Annotated in this window: 10 protein-coding genes and 1 pseudogene; 5 read left to right on the forward strand and 6 right to left on the reverse strand. The window is 71.1% G+C overall.

Annotated features, from left to right (window positions below):
- Positions 1-149 precede the first annotated feature (149 nt).
- The 3 genes from FMEAI12_RS06280 to FMEAI12_RS06290 all read left to right on the forward strand — a co-directional run bounded on the left by FMEAI12_RS06280 (position 150) and on the right by FMEAI12_RS06290 (position 5,073).
- Positions 150-2,642, forward strand: a complete 2,493-nt coding sequence (locus tag FMEAI12_RS06280; protein WP_112105313.1) for a transglutaminaseTgpA domain-containing protein — start codon at positions 150-152, stop codon at positions 2,640-2,642.
- Between the two features lie 160 nt (positions 2,643-2,802).
- Positions 2,803-3,723 (forward strand): acyl-CoA thioesterase domain-containing protein, encoded by a 921-nt coding sequence (locus FMEAI12_RS06285; protein WP_235013756.1) that lies wholly within the window; start codon positions 2,803-2,805, stop codon positions 3,721-3,723.
- Between the two features lie 141 nt (positions 3,724-3,864).
- Positions 3,865-5,073, forward strand: a complete 1,209-nt coding sequence (locus FMEAI12_RS06290) for an amidohydrolase family protein (protein WP_112105315.1) — start codon at positions 3,865-3,867, stop codon at positions 5,071-5,073.
- 27 nt (positions 5,074-5,100) lie between these two features.
- Here the strand turns inward: FMEAI12_RS06290 and FMEAI12_RS06295 are convergent, their stop codons facing one another.
- Both FMEAI12_RS06295 and FMEAI12_RS06300 read right to left on the reverse strand, forming a co-directional pair.
- Positions 5,101-5,778: an enoyl-CoA hydratase-related protein gene (locus FMEAI12_RS06295; protein ID WP_071060024.1), complete on the reverse strand. Its 678-nt coding sequence runs from the start codon at positions 5,776-5,778 to the stop codon at positions 5,101-5,103.
- A 154-nt stretch (positions 5,779-5,932) separates the two neighbouring features.
- On the reverse strand, positions 5,933-7,516 hold the full coding sequence (locus FMEAI12_RS06300; RefSeq protein ID WP_112105316.1) for a serine/threonine-protein kinase: 1,584 nt from the start codon (positions 7,514-7,516) through the stop codon (positions 5,933-5,935).
- Positions 7,517-7,677: 161 nt separating this feature from the next.
- Here FMEAI12_RS06300 and FMEAI12_RS06305 point away from each other — a divergent pair, with 161 nt between their 5' ends.
- A complete protein-coding gene (locus FMEAI12_RS06305; RefSeq protein ID WP_112105317.1) occupies positions 7,678-9,330 on the forward strand; it encodes an IS1182 family transposase in 1,653 nt (550 codons plus the stop codon).
- A gap of 461 nt (positions 9,331-9,791) precedes the next feature.
- On the opposite strand, the gene FMEAI12_RS06310 is transcribed toward FMEAI12_RS06305, so the two are convergent.
- From FMEAI12_RS06310 to FMEAI12_RS06325, 4 genes and pseudogenes are all read right to left on the reverse strand, one after another.
- A complete protein-coding gene (locus FMEAI12_RS06310) occupies positions 9,792-14,846 on the reverse strand; it encodes a diguanylate cyclase (protein ID WP_235013757.1) in 5,055 nt (1,684 codons plus the stop codon).
- A 109-nt stretch (positions 14,847-14,955) separates the two neighbouring features.
- Positions 14,956-15,386 (reverse strand): annotated as a pseudogene (locus FMEAI12_RS37030) (transposase); the annotation flags it as partial.
- A gap of 70 nt (positions 15,387-15,456) precedes the next feature.
- Positions 15,457-15,708 (reverse strand): hypothetical protein, encoded by a 252-nt coding sequence (locus FMEAI12_RS37035; protein WP_235013758.1) that lies wholly within the window; start codon positions 15,706-15,708, stop codon positions 15,457-15,459.
- Between the two features lie 162 nt (positions 15,709-15,870).
- Positions 15,871-16,152, reverse strand: a complete 282-nt coding sequence (locus tag FMEAI12_RS06325; RefSeq protein ID WP_200835201.1) for a hypothetical protein — start codon at positions 16,150-16,152, stop codon at positions 15,871-15,873.
- Between the two features lie 1,122 nt (positions 16,153-17,274).
- Here FMEAI12_RS06325 and FMEAI12_RS06330 point away from each other — a divergent pair.
- Positions 17,275-19,011 (forward strand): reverse transcriptase domain-containing protein, encoded by a 1,737-nt coding sequence (locus FMEAI12_RS06330; protein ID WP_235013759.1) that lies wholly within the window; start codon positions 17,275-17,277, stop codon positions 19,009-19,011.
- Positions 19,012-19,218 lie beyond the last annotated feature (207 nt).

Below are 19,218 nucleotides of genomic sequence, written 5' to 3' on the forward strand. Positions count from 1 at the left end.
TCGGGTTCAGCGGGATGGGGCCAGGCCGAAACCGAGCCGGACCTGGCGGGACCGCTGCTACCGGTGGCCGCCCTGGCGTCGGCCGGCCCCGGCCCCGGCCCCGGCCCCAGTCCCAGGACCAGGACTGGGCGCGGCGCGGGCGGCGGATCGTGACCGGCGCCGCGGGCCCGGTCCGCCGAGCCACCTTCGCCCCGGGCGAGGCCGGTCTACGCCGCGTCGCCGCGCTGGCCGTCGTCGCCGCCCTCGCCCTGGTGGCCGGGACGGGATTCACCCGCCTCTTCCCGACCCGGGACCTGTGGGTGCTGCTGCCGGTGGCGGCGGTCCTGCCCGCCGTCCTGGTCGGCGCGCTCTCCCGGCACGGCCGCCCGGTCTCGCCGGCGCTGACCGTGCCCGTATGGCTGGCCGGCTTCGTAGCCTGGACGGCCTACACCGTCGCCGCCGGATCGGGCGATCTCATGGCCCGCCTCGATGTGGTCCGCACAGGCGTCTTCGACGGGTGGGCCCGGGTCCTCGACATGGGCGTCCCCGCCCCGGCCGACCCCGACCTGCTGATCGTCGCGCTCGCCCCCACCTGGCTCGCCGCGGCGCTCGGCGCCGAGCTCGCCGTGCGGACCCGCGCGGCGCTCGCCCCGGCACTGCCCGCCGCCGTAGCCCTTCTCGCCGCGTCCGCGCTGGCCGTCCCCGCCTCCGGGGACAACCTGGCCCGGGCCGGTGCCCTCGCCGCCCTGACCGCGCTGTTCCTCATGATCAGAGCGCCCCGGGCCGCGAGCCGCGGCCCGCGCCGTGAGCTCGCGCGCCGGGGCGGCGCGACACTGCTCGTGGTCGTGGTCGGCGTGTTCGCCGGCACGGCCGCGACGAGGGCCGGCGGCGGGGACCCCGTCGACCCCCGCACCCACCGCTCGACACCACCGGTGAGCCAGACCGAGCCGAGCCCGCTCAGCGCACTCGGCGGCTGGACCGCCCATCCGGACGAGGTGCTCTTCCGCACCGACGTCAGCGGGCCGGCCCCGGCCGAGCCGGTGACCCTCCGGCTCGCCGTCCTCGACTCCTACGACGGCGCCCAGTGGCGGTCGACCGCCCGTTTCGTTCGGGCCGGCTCGGGGCCACCCTCGTCGCAAGCCGGGATCGCCGACGACCCGGCCGGTGATCCCGCTGCCGGCGACCGGGCCGCTGATCCAGCAGGTGACGGGCCCGGCCCGGCACCGGTGGGCGAGATGCGGCAGGTCATCGAGATCGCCGGACTGGGCGGGCGGATCCTCCCGTCGGACGGGCGTCTGGTGGGCGCCCCCACCGGTGTCCGGGTCGATCCCGGCACCGGAACCCTGCTGAACGACCGTCCGCTGCTTCCCGGCGACCGTTACGAGATCACTTCAGCGCCGGACCCCCGGCCCGCGCCGGCGGATCTCCCCAGGTTCGACGCCGGCACCGCCCGAACGGGCGGGCCCGATCCCGACCTCGAGGTCCCCGCCGACCCGCCGGCCATCCTCGGCCGTCTGGCGGATATCGCGACGGCCCGGGGGAGCACCCCGTTCCAACGGGCCGCGCTGCTGCGGCAGTACCTGAGCGCGACCTTCACCTTCGACCCGGCCGTCCCACCCGGACACTCGTACGGGCACATCGACCACTTCCTCGCCCACACCCACCGCGGGACGTCCGAGCAGTTCGCGACCGCCTTCGTCCTCGCGGCCCGCATCCTGGGGCTGCCCGCCCGGCTTGCCGTGGGATTCACCGCGCCCCCCGCGGTGGACGGCCAGCCCCGCACCGTGCACGGCGCCGACGCGCTCGCCTGGGCCGAGGTGCGCTTCGACGGCGCCGGCTGGCTGCCGTTCTTCCCCACCCCGCCGGCCGCGGACGCCCGCGGCGCGAGCGTGGCGGGATCGAATCCGGGCGAGACCCCCGAGCAGGCGGAACTGATCGACGTCGCCCTGCGCTCCGCGGTCGAGACCACGGCACCGGCCACCCGGGCCACGGAGGACTCCACCCCGGCGGCCACGCCGCCCGGCCCGGGTGCCTGGTCACGTTGGGCCATCCGGAGCGGCCTGGCGATCGCCGGCGCCGCGGCGCTGTATCTCGCGCTCGCCGTCGCGCTGCCCTCGCTCCGGCGGGGCCGCCTGCGCCGCGCGGGCCACCCACGACGCAGGGTGGTCGACGCCTGGCGGCAGGCCGTCGACGCGCTCGCCGACGTGGGCCTGCCCGTCCCGGCCGCCGCGAGTCCGGGAGAAGTCGCCCGGCTCGCCGTGGCCGAGGTGGGCCCGTCCGGCGAGACGGCGATCCGCGAGCTGGCCGACATCGTGACCCTCGCCCTGTTCGCCCCCGTGACCGCGGTGGAATGGGAGGGCATCCCCGGCCGCCGCGCCGCGGACGAGGCCTGCCGCCTCCTCGACCGGTTCGAGCGGGCCCTGCGCGAGCGCACGACACGCCGAGCGCGGATCCGCCGGACGCTGGCCCCGAGCACCGTGGCCACCGAGCTCCGCCGGCTGCGGGACGCACGGGATCCGCGGGATCCGGGAGATCCGCCGACCGGGGCCGCGGGGGACCCGGACGGCCCGCGCGACCCCGGCACCGACCAAGGGCGGCCCGATCCGGGCACCCCGCCGGCCGGGTATGTCTCGGACGGGAAGCGCTTTGCCCCGGCGGCGTGATCCTGGCATCCCCGACCTCGACCCCACCCAAGCCGCCGCCCGCCGGGAACGCCCACCGGACGGCCCATCCACCCGCGATCACCGGACTCCCGGGCCGAGGACACCGGGGCTGGTCCGCGAGGTTCGCCTGACGCCGCTCCGGATAACCGTGGACAGGGTCGTGCGTCGCGGTGCCGCCCGGCCACCGGCTCGGGGCACCGCACCGACCTTTCCCGGCGTCGCCGAGCTCGAGGCCGTCGACCGCGACGTCTTCCGGGGCGGCACCAGGGGCGTGCCCGTCCACCTGGGGCAGATCGCCGTCCAGGGGCAGCTCGCGGCCGGCCGGACGGTGGGCTCGGGGCATCCCCTGCACTCGGTGCAGGCCCAGTTCCCGCGCCCTCCGCGCGAGGAGCACTCGGTCGTGTACCTCGTCGACCGGGTCCGGGACGGGGCCACGTCCGTGACCCGGCGGGTGACGGGGGTGCAGGCCGGTGAGGTGGTCTGCGCGATGCACCTGTCGTACCAGCGGGGCTGGCGCGGCGGACACCAGTTGCGCGCTCCCCGCGTGCCACCCCCCGAGGCCCTGGAGCGCTGGCGCACCGACCCCCGGGAGCTGGGCGACCTGCTCGTCGACCTGCGGCTGGCAGCCGGCCCAGCCCCCGCTGCTGGCCCGGGCTCCGCGGCCGGCCCGGGCTCCGCGGCCGGCCCAGGAACCGCTGCCGGTGGTCCAGCGGGTAGGGGCGCCCGGTCTGGTGGGAAGGGGCCGGGGCGCCCGATCGCCTGGGTGCGCCTCGTCGAGGGGCTACCGGACGACCAGCGCCTGCACGCCGGCGCGCTGACCTACATCGCCGGCCACGCCGCGGCCGCCCTCGCCAACTGGCCGCCGCCAGCTGCCCGCGCGCCGGTCGGCGGGGAACCGTCCCGGGCGGCGGCGCTCGACCATGCCGCCTGGTTCCACCGCCCGTTCCGTGCCGACGAGTGGCTGCTCCTCGTCCAGGACAGCCCGTCCGGCGCGGGCCCGCGGACGTTCACCCGGGCCACCTTCTTCGACCGGGACGGCCTGCTGGTCGCCTCGACCGCCCAGGAGCTGGCCCTCGGCTGAGACCCGCCCCGACGTCGAGGGGGACCTGGACCCCGCCTCGGATCGGACGCCCCGCCCTTGCGGGTGCGGCTAGGATCGTAGAGAGTAAACGCTCGCGAACAATCGCTGGCGCGTCTGATCGGCGAGAACTAGGAGCGCATCATGCCGAGGCCGAACTGGCAGCTGCTTCCGGACCCAGAGCCGCAGGAACGCAGCTACTCGATCGTCTCGGTGGACGATCATCTGACCGAGCCTGCCGACATCTTCGTCAAGCGGTTCCCGGCGAACCTTCGGGACAAGGCACCTCAGGTGATCACGACGCCGGACGGTTCGGAGGCCTGGGTCTACCGCGACCGGCTCTACCGTGACAACGGAATGAGTGTCGTCGCCGGGCGCCCGCAGTCCGAGTGGAACCTCGACCCGCTGAACTTCAGCGAGATGCGCCGGTCCGCGTGGGACGTCCATGCCCGTGTGAAGGACATGGACCTCGACGGCATCTGGGCGTCACTGTGCTTCCCCTCCGGGGCGTGGGGCTTCACCGGCCGCGTGCTGTCGATGAACAACGACCAGGAGGTCGGGCTCGCCGCGGTCCGTGCCTGGAACAGCTGGATGGTCGAGGAGTGGCACGGGGCGTACCCGGAGCGCTTCATCCCGATGCAGCTGCCCTGGTTCAAGGACCCCGAGGTCGCCGCCGAGGAGATCCGCCGCAACGCCGAGCTCGGCTTCACCTCGGTGTCGTTCCTCGAGTCGCCGCATCTGCTCAAGCTTCCGCCGATCACCAACCACAGGCACTGGGAGCCGTTCTTCAAGGCGTGCGAGGAGACCGACACGGTCATTTCGCTGCACTGCGGCGCGAGCGGCTTCGTCCTGCAGGGCTCGCCGGGCGGCGGCCTGAACGTGCAGACGTCGCTCTTCCCGGCGGGCGCGTTCTGCGCGGCCGTGGACTGGGTGTGGGCGGGCATCCCGGCGCTCTACCCGAACCTCAGGATCGCGCTGAGCGAGGGTGGCATCGGCTGGGTGCCGATGGCGATCAACCGCCTCGACTACGTGCTCGAGCACTCCGGCAGCGGCGGCACGCCGTGGACGTACGACGTGACGCCGAGCGAGGCGCTGCGCCGGAACTTCTACTTCTGCATGCTGGACGACCCCGGCACGCTCGACCAGCGTCACATGATCGGGATCGACCACATCCTGTTCGAGACGGACTTCCCGCACGCCGACTCGACCTGGCCGGGCTCGCAGGACCTGCTGCGCAAGCGTTTCGCCGACATCCCGCGGCACGAGGCCGTGATGATCGCCGGTGGCAACGCCGCGAGGCTGTTCCGGCACCCGCTCCCGCAGGGCGGCGACTGGCCGGCGATCACCCCGTAGGCCAGCGGATCACCCGGTCGACGGGCGTCAGACCGGGACCTCGACGGCCTCGCCCGACACGAGGCCCGCGACCGCGGTCGCGTACAGCCTCGACTTGATGGTCCCCAGCGTCCGTGACGCCTTGCCGGTGAGTGGGCGGGCCATCGCGATCGCCGTCGCCAGGACCTTCTCCTGGTCGGCGACGCCGTCGATGATGCCGGCCGCGAGCGCGTCGTCGCCGCCGTACCTGCGGCCGGTCGTCATCGCCTCGTGCGCCGTGCGCACCGGCATGCGCGCCCGGATCAGCTCGGTGATCCCGATGCTGAAGGGGATGTCGACGTCGACCTCGGGCAGACAGAAGTAGCCCCGGTCGACCCGCATGACCTGTTGGTCGTGGGTCAGCGCGAGAACGGCCCCGGCGCCGAAGGCGTGCCCGCCGACCGCGGCGACGGTCGGCAGCGCCAGCGTCACCATCCGCGCGAACAGCACCCGCACCGACTGGATGAACGGCCCGATCTCACCGGGGTTCGCGGTCATCCACGCGAGATCGAACCCGTTGCTCCAGAACTTGCCCTCGGCGGTCGTTACCAGCGCTTTCGGCCCGGCCGCGGCGGTCACCTCGTCGAGGCGGGCGTTGATGGCGGCGACCGCGGCCGGGTTCAGCCGGTTCTCCCCGTCGCCCAGGTCCAGGACGAACACGTCACCATCGCGGTCGAGTCCTGCCACGTGCGCGCTCCTCGCGTAGTCGCCCCGGCCGGGCGCCGGGCGGTCTCCCGTGCTGACTATCGTCGATCGGCCGGGTCCGACGCATCCCGCGTGGCGAACGACGCGGCGAACGACGGGGCGGATTCGGCGACGCCCGGATTCGACGCCCGGATTCTCAGAGCGGGCCGGCGCAGACGGGGACGCCGGGAACGGGCTCGCCCTGGACGCCGTCACGCACCGCGGTCGCGGGCAGGTAGCCCCAGCTCCCGGTGTACCCGAAGGCGTTCGGGCGGGAGAGGTCCCCCTGGGTGTAGAGCCACCAGGTGCTCGTCTTTCCGTCGAGAACGGGGTTCGCCCGTCCCTCGAGCTGGCAGATCACCCAGACCGTGGCGGACGCGCGCATGAGCCCGGAGTCATCGAGCGGCTCGCCCGCGCCGGCGGCGACGTTCGCGTACACGGGGGAGTTCACGCTGGTCGAGCACATGAACCGTTCCGTGAACCGCCGGTCGCGGTAGTCGGCCACCGTCGCTGCCTGGTATCCGCAGGAGCCCGTCGGGCCCGGGGGAGCACCCTCGGTGGTCCCGACGGGCGCCGACGACGGACCGGGGGGCGGCGTCAGCCCGGTCGCCGAGCCGGTTTCCGGGGGCGTGCTCACCTCCGTGGCCCCGGGATCGACCGGCGGGGGCGTGCCGTCGGCCGCGTCCTCGCCGCCGCCGGTGAGCAGGACGAGCAGCACCGCCGCCAGCGCGAGCAGCGCCACCGGCCCGGCGATGACCATCCCCCGCCGCGGGAACCGTCGCCGCGGCGTCGTCGGGCGCGGCCGGCGCGGCTGTCCGGGGAACTGGTCGGTGGTAGCCGGGGGCGGCCCGGCGGAAGGACCCCGGGCGCTTCCGCCTGCCAGCCCGCCCGCCTGCCCGGCCGGCGGTCCGCCCGCCTGCCCGCCTGCCCGCCTGGCGGGTGTGCTCAGGGAGGCCAGGGTGGCGTCGAGCCCCGCGGCGATCTGTTCGGTGCCCGGCCGCTGCCCGGGCTCCGCCGCGAGCATCCGGTGCAGCAGGTCCATCAGCTCCGGCGGGACGTCATCCCGGGTGACCGGCTGCATGTCGCCATCCTGGATGCGCGTCAGGATCTGCACGACCGTCCGCCCCGGGAACGGGGTGGAGGCGGTCAGCAGGGCGAACAGCGTGGCGCCGAGCGCGAAGACGTCCGAGGCGATCTCCGGAGGCTCGCCCAGTATCACCTCCGGTGCCGCGTACCCGGCGGTGAAGGCGGCCGAGATCGTGGCCGCCTCGGCGCCCTCGTTGATACTGGCGATGCCGAAGTCGCTGAGCACCGGATCGCCGGGCCCGCGCAGCAGGATGTTCGCGGGTTTCAGGTCGCGGTGCAGGATGCCGTGGAGGTGGGCGGCGCCGAGCGCCCGCGTGATCGGGATCATCAGGGCGACCGCCTCCCGGACGGGCAGCGGTCCCGATTCTCCCAGCCGCTGACTGAGCGTTCCGCCGGGAAAGTACTCCATGGCGATGTAGGGCCGGTGATCGGACGTCGTGCCGGCGTCGAACACCGTGATGATGTGTCGGTTCCCGGTGAGCCGCCCGGTCGCCCGGCATTCCCGCACGAATCGCCGCTCCGCGTCCGGATCGCGCAGGTCGGCATGCATGATCTTGACCGCGACCCGCCGGTCGAAGATCTCCTGTTCGGCGAGGTGGACGGTGCTGAACCCACCGTGGCCGATGTCGTGGAGGAACCGATATCCACTGATCATCGCGGATGTCCTCCACCGGGACGTGAGCCAACATCGATCACGCTACCAAGCCGCGGGCCAGTGCTCCGGTCTTCAGGACTCCGTTGCCCAATGCGTTCCTCGCTGTGGGCGATGATGGCTGCACGGTAGGCGATGTCCCTGTCTGTCTGGTGAGGTGTGCGGTGTCGTTGCAGCCACAGCCGTGGCCGGAGGTTCCCGAGATGACCGCGCGGGTCGCGCGGGCGGCGTTCCCGCGGGGTGCTCTGGCGATCCGGGTGCGCGACGAGATCGGGGAGTTGTTCGGCGACGAGGAGTTCGTGTCGGCGTTCGCGACCCGGGGCCGGCCGGGCTGTTCGCCGGGCCAGTTGGCGCTGGTCTCGGTGTTGCAGTTCGCCGAGAACCTCACTGACCGGCAGGCCGCGGAGCAGGTCCGGGGGCGGATCGACTGGAAGTACGCGCTTGGCCTCGGTCTCGACGACCCGGGTTTCGACTTCTCCGTGCTGAGCGGGTTCCGGGTCCGGCTCGTGGAACATGGTCTGGAGGAGAAGGTTCTGGACCTGCTGCTCGCGCGGCTGTCGGACCTCGGGCTGCTGCGCGCGGGCGGGCGGGCCCGCACCGATTCCACCCATGTGCTGGCCGCGGTGCGCTCGCTCAACCGGCTCGAGTTCGTCGGTGAGACGATGCGTGGGGCGCTTGAGGCGCTGGCCGCGGCGGCCCCTGGCTGGCTGGCCGGGGTCGTCGAGCCCGGTTGGGACCGTCGCTATGCGGCGCGGGTGGAGTCCTACCGGCTGCCGGGGTCGGCGTCGGGCCGCGCCGAGCTGGCCGTCATGATCGGCCGGGACGGGTTCACCCTGCTCACGGCGGTCGGCGCTCCCGACGCGCCGGCCTGGCTGCGCGAGATCCCCGCGATCGACGTCCTGCGCGTCGCGTGGGTCCAGCAGTACCACCGCACCGGGACGGAGGTGGTCTGGCGGGAGGACAAGGACCTCCCGCCGGGCAGACGCCGGCTGGCCTCTCCCTATGACCTTGACGCACGCTACGGGATCAAACACGGGTCTGGCTGGGTCGGCTACAAGGTCCACCTCACCGAGACCTGCGACGACGACACCCCACACATGATCACCAACGTGGAGACCACCGCCGCCACCGTCACCGACCAGGAGACGACCCCTGTCGTGCACGCCCACCTCGCCAGCCGTGGTCTGCTGCCCGCCGAACACGCCGTCGACACCGGCTACACCTCCACCGAGCTGTTCCTGACCAGCGCGGCCGAGCATGGCGTCGAACTGGTCGGCCCGCTCGGAGTGAACACCTCCTGGCAGGCCCGCACCCCCGGCGCCTTCGACCTGTCCGACTTCACCATCGACTGGGACCGACAGCAGGCCACCTGCCCGAACGGCGCCGCCAGCAGCACCTGGCGAACCGAGAAGGCCCGAGGGAAACCCGTCCTGAAGGTCGATTTCCGCAGGGTGGACTGCCTGCCCTGCTCGCTGCGCGCCCGCTGCACCTCCTCGGCGACCGCGGCCCGCAAGCTCACCCTGCGTCCCCGCGACCAGCACGAACTGCTTGAACGGCTCCGCGCCGAGCAGGCCACCGACGCGTGGAAGAAGCGCTACGACCTCCGGGCCGGCGTCGAGGGAACCATGCACCAGGCCACCGCCACCACCGGTATCCGCCACGCCCGCTACCACGGCCTGCCCAAGAACCATCTCGCCCACGTCTTCGCCGCGACCGCGATCAACCTCGTCCGCCTCCACGGCTGGTGGACCGACACCCCGACCGGACGAACCCGAACCAGCCACTTCAACGCCCTCACCTCCGCACTCGCCGCATGACCAAATTGGGCAACGGAGTCCTTCAGGGCGGAGAGGATGTCAAACCGAGTGATACGGCGCACATCACGCCGTACCGCCCATCGATTCCCCTGGCGCGGTCGTATCGCTACGGTTCCCCGACTCGAAACCGTCCGGATCTACACCCAACCCGCCGAAGACGACAAGACCCGCACCCTCGACCACCTCATCACCGACGAGTAACACCCCACCGAAGATCACCATGCGGCTTCCAGCCGTATTCCGGCGCTGTATTTCCCGGATGACCGCGCGCGTGCGCCGCGGACGGCTCCGGCGGGTGAAGCGCCAGACCCTCGATCAGCAGCCGCAGTTCGTCGGGCAGTCGCCGCGTGCCCCGTCCCGCGCGCGGACCGGGCGAGCCCGCCCGGCCTACCGGCCTGGTACCGGGCAGCCACCGCTGGGCCGTGCGCAGCCGCACCCCCGCTTCACCGACTCGCGGTTCTTCAGCTCGCGCACGGCCGCCACGTCACCGGTTCGGCGCGCCCGCCGGTCGCTGGCCGTGCGTCCCGGCGGTCGTTCTCCGCGGTAACGGTCGCCGCGCCGGGTGAGCTGAGGCAGATCGACTCGACCCCGTTCGACGTGCTGGTTGCTGCCACGCGGTTGCGTCCGCCGTTTTTGGCCTGATACAGGGCCGCGTCGGCGAGTTCGACGAAGGCTGCCGGGTCGTCGTGGGGGGTGGGGGTGATCGCGATGACGCCGATGCTGACCGTGACGATGTTGTCGGCGACCAGCGGGTGTGGCTGGGCGAGTTCCGCGACGGCGGCGCACAGGCGCCGGGCCAGCCGGGTTGCGGCGTCGAGGTCGGCGCCCGGCATCACGATGGCGAACTCCTCGCCGCCGTAGCGGGCGGCGAGGTCGACGGCGCGGGTGTTGACGGCCAGGCAGGTGGCGACCTGTTGGAGGCAGCGGTCGCCGGCGGTGTGGCCGTAGTGGTCGTTGTAAAGCTTGAAGTGGTCGATGTCGATCATGGCGAAGGCCAGGGGTGCCTTCTGGCGTGTCGCCCGGTGCCATTCGGCGTCGAGAGCCTCGTCGAGGCGTCGCCGGTTGGCCAGTCCGGTCAGCTCGTCGGTGACCGATAGCTGTTCGAGCCGCTGGTTGGCGGTGGCGAGTTGCTGGGTGCGTTCGGCGACCTTGTGTTCCAGGGAGGCGTAGACCTGGGCGTTGTCGAGGGAGACCGCGAGCTGTCCGGCGATGAGCATGATCCCTTCGAGGCGTTCGGTGGTGAACGCGCCGCGGATCATCCGGTTCTCCAGCAGCAGCATCGCCCGGCGCTCGCCGCGGATCACGATGGGTATGGCGAGCAGGGAGCAACGGTCCAGGTCGGCTACGTAGGGGTCGCGGCGGAACCGGTCGTCGCCGGTGGCATCGGCGACGACGACGGGCTCGCCGGTGCGTTCGGCATACAGAACGACCGACGGTGGCAGTCGCCGCCGGCGGCCCGCCTCGGCAAGCGTGATCGTGCCGGCGTCGCCGGCCGGCACCAACCAGTCCCGCTGCTCCTCATCGCGCAACAGCAGGTGGATGCTGGTGGCGCCGGTCATTGCCGACAGGACTCCCACGACCCTGGCCTGCAGGCTCTCGATGCTGGTCTCCGAGCTGAGCGCCTGCGAAGCAGCGACGACGCCGAGCAGGTCGAGGTTACCGGCGGTGACTCTGGGGCGGCGGGAGGTCGGCTCCGCCGGTGGCTGCGCGGTCGGCTGGGCACCGGCGGGTTCGGCCCGTAGCGTCGGGTGGGCCCAGTCGAGCTGTCTGACCTTCGCGGTCGCTCCCCAGTCCAGATACTGGCGGCGGGCGGAGGCGAGCAACGCACTGCCAGCCGCTGCCATGCCGTGAGCGAGGTAGAACCGGGCGGCGCGTTCCAGAATCAGCGCCCGGTGCCAGGGACGCGTCCGCACCGAGGCCTCGCACTGTGCCGCGTCGAACGCGTACGCCGCCTCGTGGAAGTCGCCGGCGGCCCAGGCCCGCTCCGCCTCCACCAGGCGCAGCAGATGCAGGAAGTTGGCCGGTGCGTCGGCGGCGCGCCCGGCCAGCCATCCGACAAGCTCGTCCAGCTCGGCCAGGAACGCGCTGCGCCGGCCTGTCTCGGTGGCGGTGCGGGCCTGTCCCGCCAACGCCACGGCCCGCAGCAGGCGCGCCGTCGCTGTCAGATAGGTTGCTTCGGCGCTCGGCAGCAATCGCATCGCGGCGGCGGTGTGCCGGGCCAGCTCAGCCGGGTGATCGAAGACAGCCGCGGCGAGGGCGCGGTTGAGGTGCAGGTGGGTGGCCGCGAGCGGGTTGGCGGCCAGCATGCTCAGTTGGGCCGCATCGTCGGCCGCCGGTTCAAGGGCCTCGCCGCGCAGCACCCGTACCATCCGGCGGCAAGTCTGGAACGCCTCCTCAGCGTGTGCGTTGCCGGTACGTCTGGCGAACGCCATCGCTTCGTCGGCCTCGGCTGCCAAGACGTCCAGCGATGGTGCGCAGTCCAGCAGGTTGGACAGCAGAACGCTGTGGGTCCAGCACGCGTTCTGCAGGCTGCCATTCTGGAGAAGACGCTCCAACGCGCCACGCGCGGCGGACAGGTTGTCCTCGAGTGGGTCGAACCAATGGCCGGTACTGAGTACATACAGGAACTGCGCCTGCCACATGTCGGGCTCGAAGCCGCGCGCCCGAGCGACCGCGAGGATCCGCCGCATGATGCGGTACCCGGTGCGGTAGTCCTGCCTGCGGGCGATGGCCACGAACGCGGCGTGGGCGGCCGGGCCGAGCAGGGCGGGATCCGGGCCGTGCCGTGCCCACACGTCCAGCGCCTGCAGGGTCAGCCAGGCCATCATCGCGTGGTCGGAGAAGTACGCCGCGGGCATGACAGAGTTGACGATCTTGAAAGTGTCGATCTGGGAGTGGTCGATGATCCCCGGCCAGCGCAGATCGTCGGATTCGCTCGTCTGGTCGATCCACCGATAGGCCGCATCCAGTCCGCGGTCGATCTCCGCGGCGAGGTGGTCCTGATCAGGGACGGCAAGGCCGAGCTGGCGTAGCTGGTCGAGGCCGAGCCGCATCGCCTCGCCAGCGCGGCCTCGGTTGGTGAAATTCCTGACCTGTACCACGGTGGCGCCCGTGCGCCCGGCCGGGTGGGTGCACAGCCGGCAGATGGTCTGGTAAACCTCGTCGGCCTCCTCCAACCGGCCGAGGCAGTACAGGGCTTCGTGCCGGCCGGTGTGGACCGCGATCAATTCGTCGGTATCGGTCGGGTCGATGAGCGCCACCGCCGCGGTCAGGAACCGCTCCACCAGCATGTAATTGCTCAGCGGGCGCGCCTGGTCGGCGGCGCGCCGGAAGAGCCTTCCCATCAGCTGCCGCTCCTGCAGGGAATGCACTGCGTCGGCCACAAGCAGGTACTGCTCCGCCGCGACGGCGAAGAACTCGCCTCGGCCGGCCAGGCGGCGGGCCAGACACAGCCGTGTGTCGTGCTGCGCGTGCGGAGCAAGTCCGCGCAGGACGGACTCCTGCGTTCGGTCGTGGTGGAACCGCACGGCGGGCCGGCCGTCGGGCTCCAGCACCAGCAGGCCGTTGGCGAAGGCGGGGCCGAGCCGCCGCTCCACCTCCTCCGCCGGTAGCCCGGTCGCGGCCTTCAGGAGGTCCAGCTCCACCCTGCCGGCCAGGCAGGCCATCATCGCCAGCACATCGCCGGTGACCGGCGGCAACGTCGCCAGATGCGCGGCCAGCAGTCCGGCCACGTCCACGCGCTCCAGTCGGCCACGCAGCGTGGACCGGTCCCATCGCCAACCGCCGTCGCCAAAGACCAGGACACCGTCGTGGTGCAAGGAGTTGAGCAGTTCCACCGTGTCGTACGGATTGCCCCCGGTCGCAGGCGCGATCATCCGCGCCAGCTCGGCGGCGGGCTCTGGAGCCAGGCGCAACAGGTCCGCCGCCATACCCGCCTGACCGTCCGGCGCCAGGTTCCCCAACCGCACGTGGGACGGACCGGCCGGCTGGCGACGCCAACGGGCCAGCATCGGCGCCAGCGGATGAACGGCATCCACCTCGCTCTCCCGGTACGCGCCGACCAGCAGCAGCCCCTCGACCTCCTCCTCGCCACCGAAGAGAAGGTCGACGAAACCCAGCGGTGTTCGCCCGGCCCACTGCAGGTCGTCGACGAACAACACCAACGGCCGTTTCCGAGAGGCAACCGCACGCAGGATCTCCACCGCAGTGCGCTGTGCTCGCGCCTGCGCTGTCATCGGATCCCCCGGCTCCGGGGGCACCCTCAGCAACGTCGCCCACTCCGGGAGGACGGTGGCCGCCAGTCCGGCGTTGGGCCCCACAGCCCGCAGCATCCGCTCCCGCAGCTCGACCAGGTGGTCCTCCGGCTCGGCCAACAACAGCCGGCCCAGCGCCCGAAACGCCTGCCAAACCGCGTCAAACTCCTGGTCACGGCGATACTGGTCGAACTTGCCCGCCACGAACCAGCCATCGTTACCGGCCACGACCGGCCGCAGCTCGTTGACGAGCGAGGTCTTGCCCACCCCCGGTGCGCCGCTGACGAGGATTCCACGGCAGCGGCCCTCCATCGCCTCGACAAACGCCGCGCCCAGCTCGCCGATCTCCTGCTCCCGCCCGACCAGCCGGGACGGCGCCAAAGCCCGTGCCGGAAAATCATGCTCACCGGGGCGCATCAATGCGCCGCGGCGCACCAGGGCGAGATCATGCACCAGCCCGTCCGCGCTCTGATAGCGATCGTCCGGCTCCTTCTCCAACAGATGCATGATGATCGCCGACAGGTCGGCCGGCACCACCGGATTCACCACCGACGGCGGCACCGGCACCCGCGCAAGATGGTCATGAATGATCCGCAACGGATCCCCCACGCCGAACGGCGGCGCGCCGGTCGCCAGTTCGTACAAAGTCGCCCCAACCGCGTACAGATCAGCCCGCTGATCGACCCGGCGACCAGTCCGACCGGTCTGCTCCGGCGCCAGATACGGCAACGTCCCGACGATCTCGCTGTGATGCACGAACCCCTGCTGGACGGTCGCGAAGGTCGTAGCCAACGCGAAGTCGATCAGAAACAGCGCGCCTTCGTCCCCACTCACCACGAGGTTCGCCGGGTTGATGTTCCGATGGACCACACCCCGGTGATGCATCCCCGCCACGGCACGCGCGAGCGATCCGGCCAGATCAACCAACCCAGCCGGATCCAGTGGCCTGGCCCGCTCGGACAGAGCCCTACCGGCGACATCGACCAGCAAGATCGAGTCAGCCGACGGCGCCACCCCAGCGGCCAGTTGCGGCGCCACTCCACGGGCCAGTTGCACAGCCCCCTCGACTCCCGACAGCCGTTCGAGAATCTCCACCTCATGCCGCAACCGTCGCGCAGCGCCAAGCCCCAGCGGCTCCTTCCGGATCACACTCCCAGACGGGAACACCAGCCGAGCGACCCGGGTCCGCTCCGACTCGTGAAGCAGCTCCACCCGCCCCGCCAGCGGCGGATCCCGGCCCGGTGCCGTTCGCTGGAATGCCATCTGCCAACCTCACGTCGTGTTACAAGCAGCTCACATCCCAAGCCTTCCCCCGATCACGACGACGCAACAGGGCGACCGGGCGAGGACTCAGTCCGAGAAGGGCCTGTGGCCGCCCGACGAACGCGTGCCCCCTGTCGGCGGCGTAGGCCAGGTAGACCGCGACCTGGGCGTTTTCGATCCTTCCGCCGGTGCCGGTGTGCTGCCGCTGGACCCCGACCGTCCGTTCGCCTTTTTGAGGTCGTCCGTTTCGTCGATGGCCAGCACCGCGCCGCTGTCGCCGAGCCGTTCGACGACGTAGCCGCGCCGGTCGTCCCGGACGGCGTCGGCGTCCCACACCGCCCGCGACAGCAGCCACTGCATCCCGTGCGGCGACGCCTCGACCGCGTGTTCAGAGACGGTCCAGCAGTTCGTCCGGCCCAGGCCCGCCGTCAGCCCGAGCAGGAACGGCCCCACCCTGCGGCGGACCTCCACCCGGGCGAACCGGCCCACCACCCGGTCGACGAGCGAGTCGAACTCAGCCCGCCAACGGCCGCTATTCATGCTGTGGCCCGCGGCCACTGGTCAATCTTCGATGGTCCACACAACCCCCGAGGATCACCCGGTGGCCGCTTCACGTCCGTGACCGCCACACCGCCATGCAGGCCCGGTGATCCCAGCGGGCTCGGGGCAGCAGCCGGGACAGGGCTGCGAGGATCACGCGATCCGCCGGTTCCAGCGCCGGGCGGTTCACCTGCCGTCGCAACACCGCCACCTGATGTCGCAGGACGAGGAGCTCTACGTCCTTTGCGGTGTCCCCGCGGACTCGGAGCAGCATCAGTCCGAGAGTGTTGCGTGTCAGGGTGTAGAGCCGGGACCACACCACGACGTCCAGCCTGCTCGAGGCGGGCTCTGTCCCGCAGACAAACGAGCAGGTCAACGCCAAATCGGGGTTCTGGAGCCCCACACCATCGAGAACCGTCTCCACTGGTCCGCGACGTCACCTTCGCCGAGGACTACGGCCAGACCCGTACTGGCACGGTAAGGGCTACCGGTGGTGCGCGGGCACCGCCAACTCGCGGCCTCGGTAGAACGCCTCGTGTTCCTCCACCACGTAGGGCGCCATCGCTGCCCGACGGTGCGCCTCGGCGGCCGAGGTGCGCCAGGCGTCGCATGCTTCCTTGGAGTCCCAGAACGAGACGCCGACTACCTCGGTGCCGTCCTCGGACCAGTATGCGTAGGCGTGGCGCAGACCGTCCGGGTACGGATCGGGCCGCCAGCTTCGCTCGAAGTCCGCCAACGTGTCCGGTCGGATCCTTCGCGTCGTCATCCATACGAAATGCTCCGCCATTGCTGCCTCCTGTGACGCGGGTACAGATGTCGAGTCGACCGGCCGGCGGGCCGGCTTACCATCCATTGGTACCCAGGCCGTAGGGCTGTTCAGGCCGGGGATCACCCTCGCAGCGTCGGCAGGGCCGGCACCGCCGACCTCGGATCGCACACGGTGCACCCCGACCACAGCACCGTCACCCACCCGCACCCCGGACAAGGCTCGAGCCCGGCGGGGACGTACCGGCGTCCGATCGACCCCCGAGGGGGCCAGGGACAGCCCTCAGTCGCGCTCCCGGAACCGTTTGCGCAGCCTCCGATCCGGTGGAGGTCGGTGTTGGTTCCGAGTTCGTAGTGGCCGCGGCGGATGTTCTGGACCAGGGTTGCGACGACGAGGTCGCACAGAGTGAGTGAGACCAGTGGATGGAGGACCGTGGGACGGTACTGAGTCTCCAGGCAGTGCTCGGGAGCCTGTCCCTGCCCTGGCATGCGCGCGCGTGCACTCCACGCGTTGGGTGTGAAGCCCGGGGAAAAGCCCAAGAACCGATATCCATCCGTCGGGAACAGGCGAGGGAAGGCCGGAAGGGTGAATAAGGTGAACCCTTGATGGAAGCCTCGTAATCAGAAGCGCCGGAGATGGAAGGTAGGACCGGCGTCCAGGGCCTGCCGTTGAGAGACGGCGATGGCGGTTGGGGTTCTCTGCCCTGGCCGTATGGGCACCATGGCCCCGGGGCGGAGAGGGCACCCAATCCCGGCCGTATCTCACATGTGCGGAACGCGGAAACCCCGTCGAGGTCCGGAGAGGTGACCGGCTCCGGTAAGTCGACCGCAAGGGGGGTCTAATCCCGCGGCGGGAAAGGATGGCTCAAGAAGCGAACGGCGGCAGCCGAAAGGCAGCAGGAAGACGGGGGCAGATGGCGGGACCTTCAACCGGCCGCGCCCGTATAACTGGCCGCATACCAGGCCCTGCCTGGGCCGGAAAGGGAGCTGACGTGAGCCAGGTGGCCTTGTGAACACACCGATGACGAGGAACCGCCCGAGTCCGAGGGGCACGTTGGGCGCCTTGACGCAGGACACGACCAGCACCGCCGTGGTGGCGGCATCGGCCGCGCCCGAGGTCGGGGTGAACGGACCCGAGGACCTGCCGGACTGGGACGCCATCGACTGGCCGTCGCAGGAGAAGCAGGTAGCGCGGTTACGGCAGAGGATCTTCAAGGCGACGCAGGCGGGCGACATCGAACGCGCCCGAAATCTGCAGAAACTGATGTTGCGTAGCCGCGCCAACACGCTGGTCAGCGTGCGGCAGGTAGCCCAGCGCAACGCCGGCCGAAGGACCCCGGGAGTCGACGGCGAGGTCGCCATGACCTCCCGGCAGCGAGCGGTACTGGCCCGGTGGCTACAACGCCACGGGGCGGGCTCCGCCCCGCTCCCAGTCCGACGGGTGCATGTCCCCAAGAAAAACGGAAAACGCAGACCACTCGGTATACCCGTCATCGCGGATCGCGCCCAGCAGAACCGGGTGAAAAACGCGCTGGAACCCGAGTGGGAAGCCCGGCTGGATTCCTGCCAGTATGGCTTTCGGCCAGGACGAGGCTGTCATGACGCGATCGAGAAGATCTTCTCCGTCGGGGGTAAGAAAGGAGCGAAACGCAGGTGGATCCTCGACGCGGACCTTCAGGCCGCGTTCGACAGAATCGACCATGACCACCTGCTCGGCCGCCTTGCTGGCTTCCCTGCGCGGAAGCAGAAAGCGGAGTGGCTGCGGGCGGGAGTGGTCGACAACAACCGGTATGCCCCGACCTTGAAGGGAACTCCCCAGGGTGGGGTGATTTCGCCGCTGCTACTCAACGTAGCGTTACAGGGTATAGAGGAAGCCGCCGGGGTCAGATACCGGAGCAACGGAGAACTGGCACGGGACTGCCCCGCCGTCGTCGTCTACGCCGATGACCTGGTCGTGCTCTGCCACAGCCGGGAACGGGCCGAAACGGCGCGTGAGCACCTTGCTGCCTGGCTGGCTCCGAAGGGTCTGCGCCTCAACGAGGCAAAGACCCGGATCACCACCGACATCAAAGGGTTCGACTTCCTCTCATTCAACGTCCGGCGTTACCCGACGAAGGACGGCCCGAAACTGCTCATCAAACCCAGCAGGGAGGCGCTGGCCAGGATACGGCGGCGGATGAAAGCCGAGCTACGGGCGCTGCGGGGACAGCCCGCCTCGGCAGTGATAGGCACGCTGAACCCCATTGTCAGAGGGCAGGCGGCCTACTACCGGACAGGGGTGGCAAAGAAAGCGTTCAGCGGGCTGGACCAGGTCCTGTGGGTGCAGCTCGACCAGTGGGCGCGGGGCGCCCACCCCAACAAGGGCCGACAGTGGATCAGGCAACGCTACTGGGGCCCGTTTCACGAGTCCAGGAACGACCAGTGGGTGTTCGGAGACCACAAGACCGGCGCCCATCTGCACAAATACGCCTGGACTCCGATCATCCGGCACGTCATGGTCGCGGGCCGATCGTCTCCGGACGACCCGGCCCTCGCCGACTACTGGGCCGACCGACGTCGACGGCAGGCCCATCACAGCCCACCGCTGGCACCGTCCATCCAACGCGTTCTACGCGTGCAGGGCGGCAGATGCCCGGGCTGCGGCCGCAGTCTGCTGTTCGCCGACCGCATACCGGACTCGCCCAGACAATGGGAGAACTGGTTTCGCATGCTCCGCACGGCGATCGAACGAAAGGACGTCGTCACAGGAAACGCGGACGGCCGGGCCGGGCACCACACAATCACGACAAGAACAATGCACGCGGGGATACACGTGCACGCCGACTGCGTCCACCATCACCCAGACGGCGGACACGGTTGACACGGACAGCAACTGTGGAGACTGCACGCCCACGCGGGCTGCTTGAGCCGTGTGCGTTGGAAGGCGCACGCACGGTCTCTGACCTAAATCCGCCAGTAGCTGGTGATGTTGAGGGTTTGTAGATGGCTGGAACGTGAGCGGGTGCCTGCCGTGCAGGGAGAATCGGGGTTACCACACCAACCGATGGCTTCCTGACGAGAGGCACCC

The sequence above is a fragment of the Parafrankia sp. Ea1.12 genome, from assembly GCF_900465275.1.
GTDB lineage: Bacteria > Actinomycetota > Actinomycetes > Frankiales > Frankiaceae > Parafrankia > Parafrankia soli.

Coding starts and splice junctions, on each gene's coding strand:
- FMEAI12_RS06290 (WP_112105315.1), top strand. CDS start 3,865: ATGCCGAGGCCGAACTGGCAGCTGCTTCCGGACCCAGAGCCGCAGGAA.
- FMEAI12_RS06325 (WP_200835201.1), bottom strand. CDS start 16,152: ATGACGACGCGAAGGATCCGACCGGACACGTTGGCGGACTTCGAGCGA.
- FMEAI12_RS06300 (WP_112105316.1), bottom strand. CDS start 7,516: ATGATCAGTGGATATCGGTTCCTCCACGACATCGGCCACGGTGGGTTC.
- FMEAI12_RS06310 (WP_235013757.1), bottom strand. CDS start 14,846: ATGGCATTCCAGCGAACGGCACCGGGCCGGGATCCGCCGCTGGCGGGG.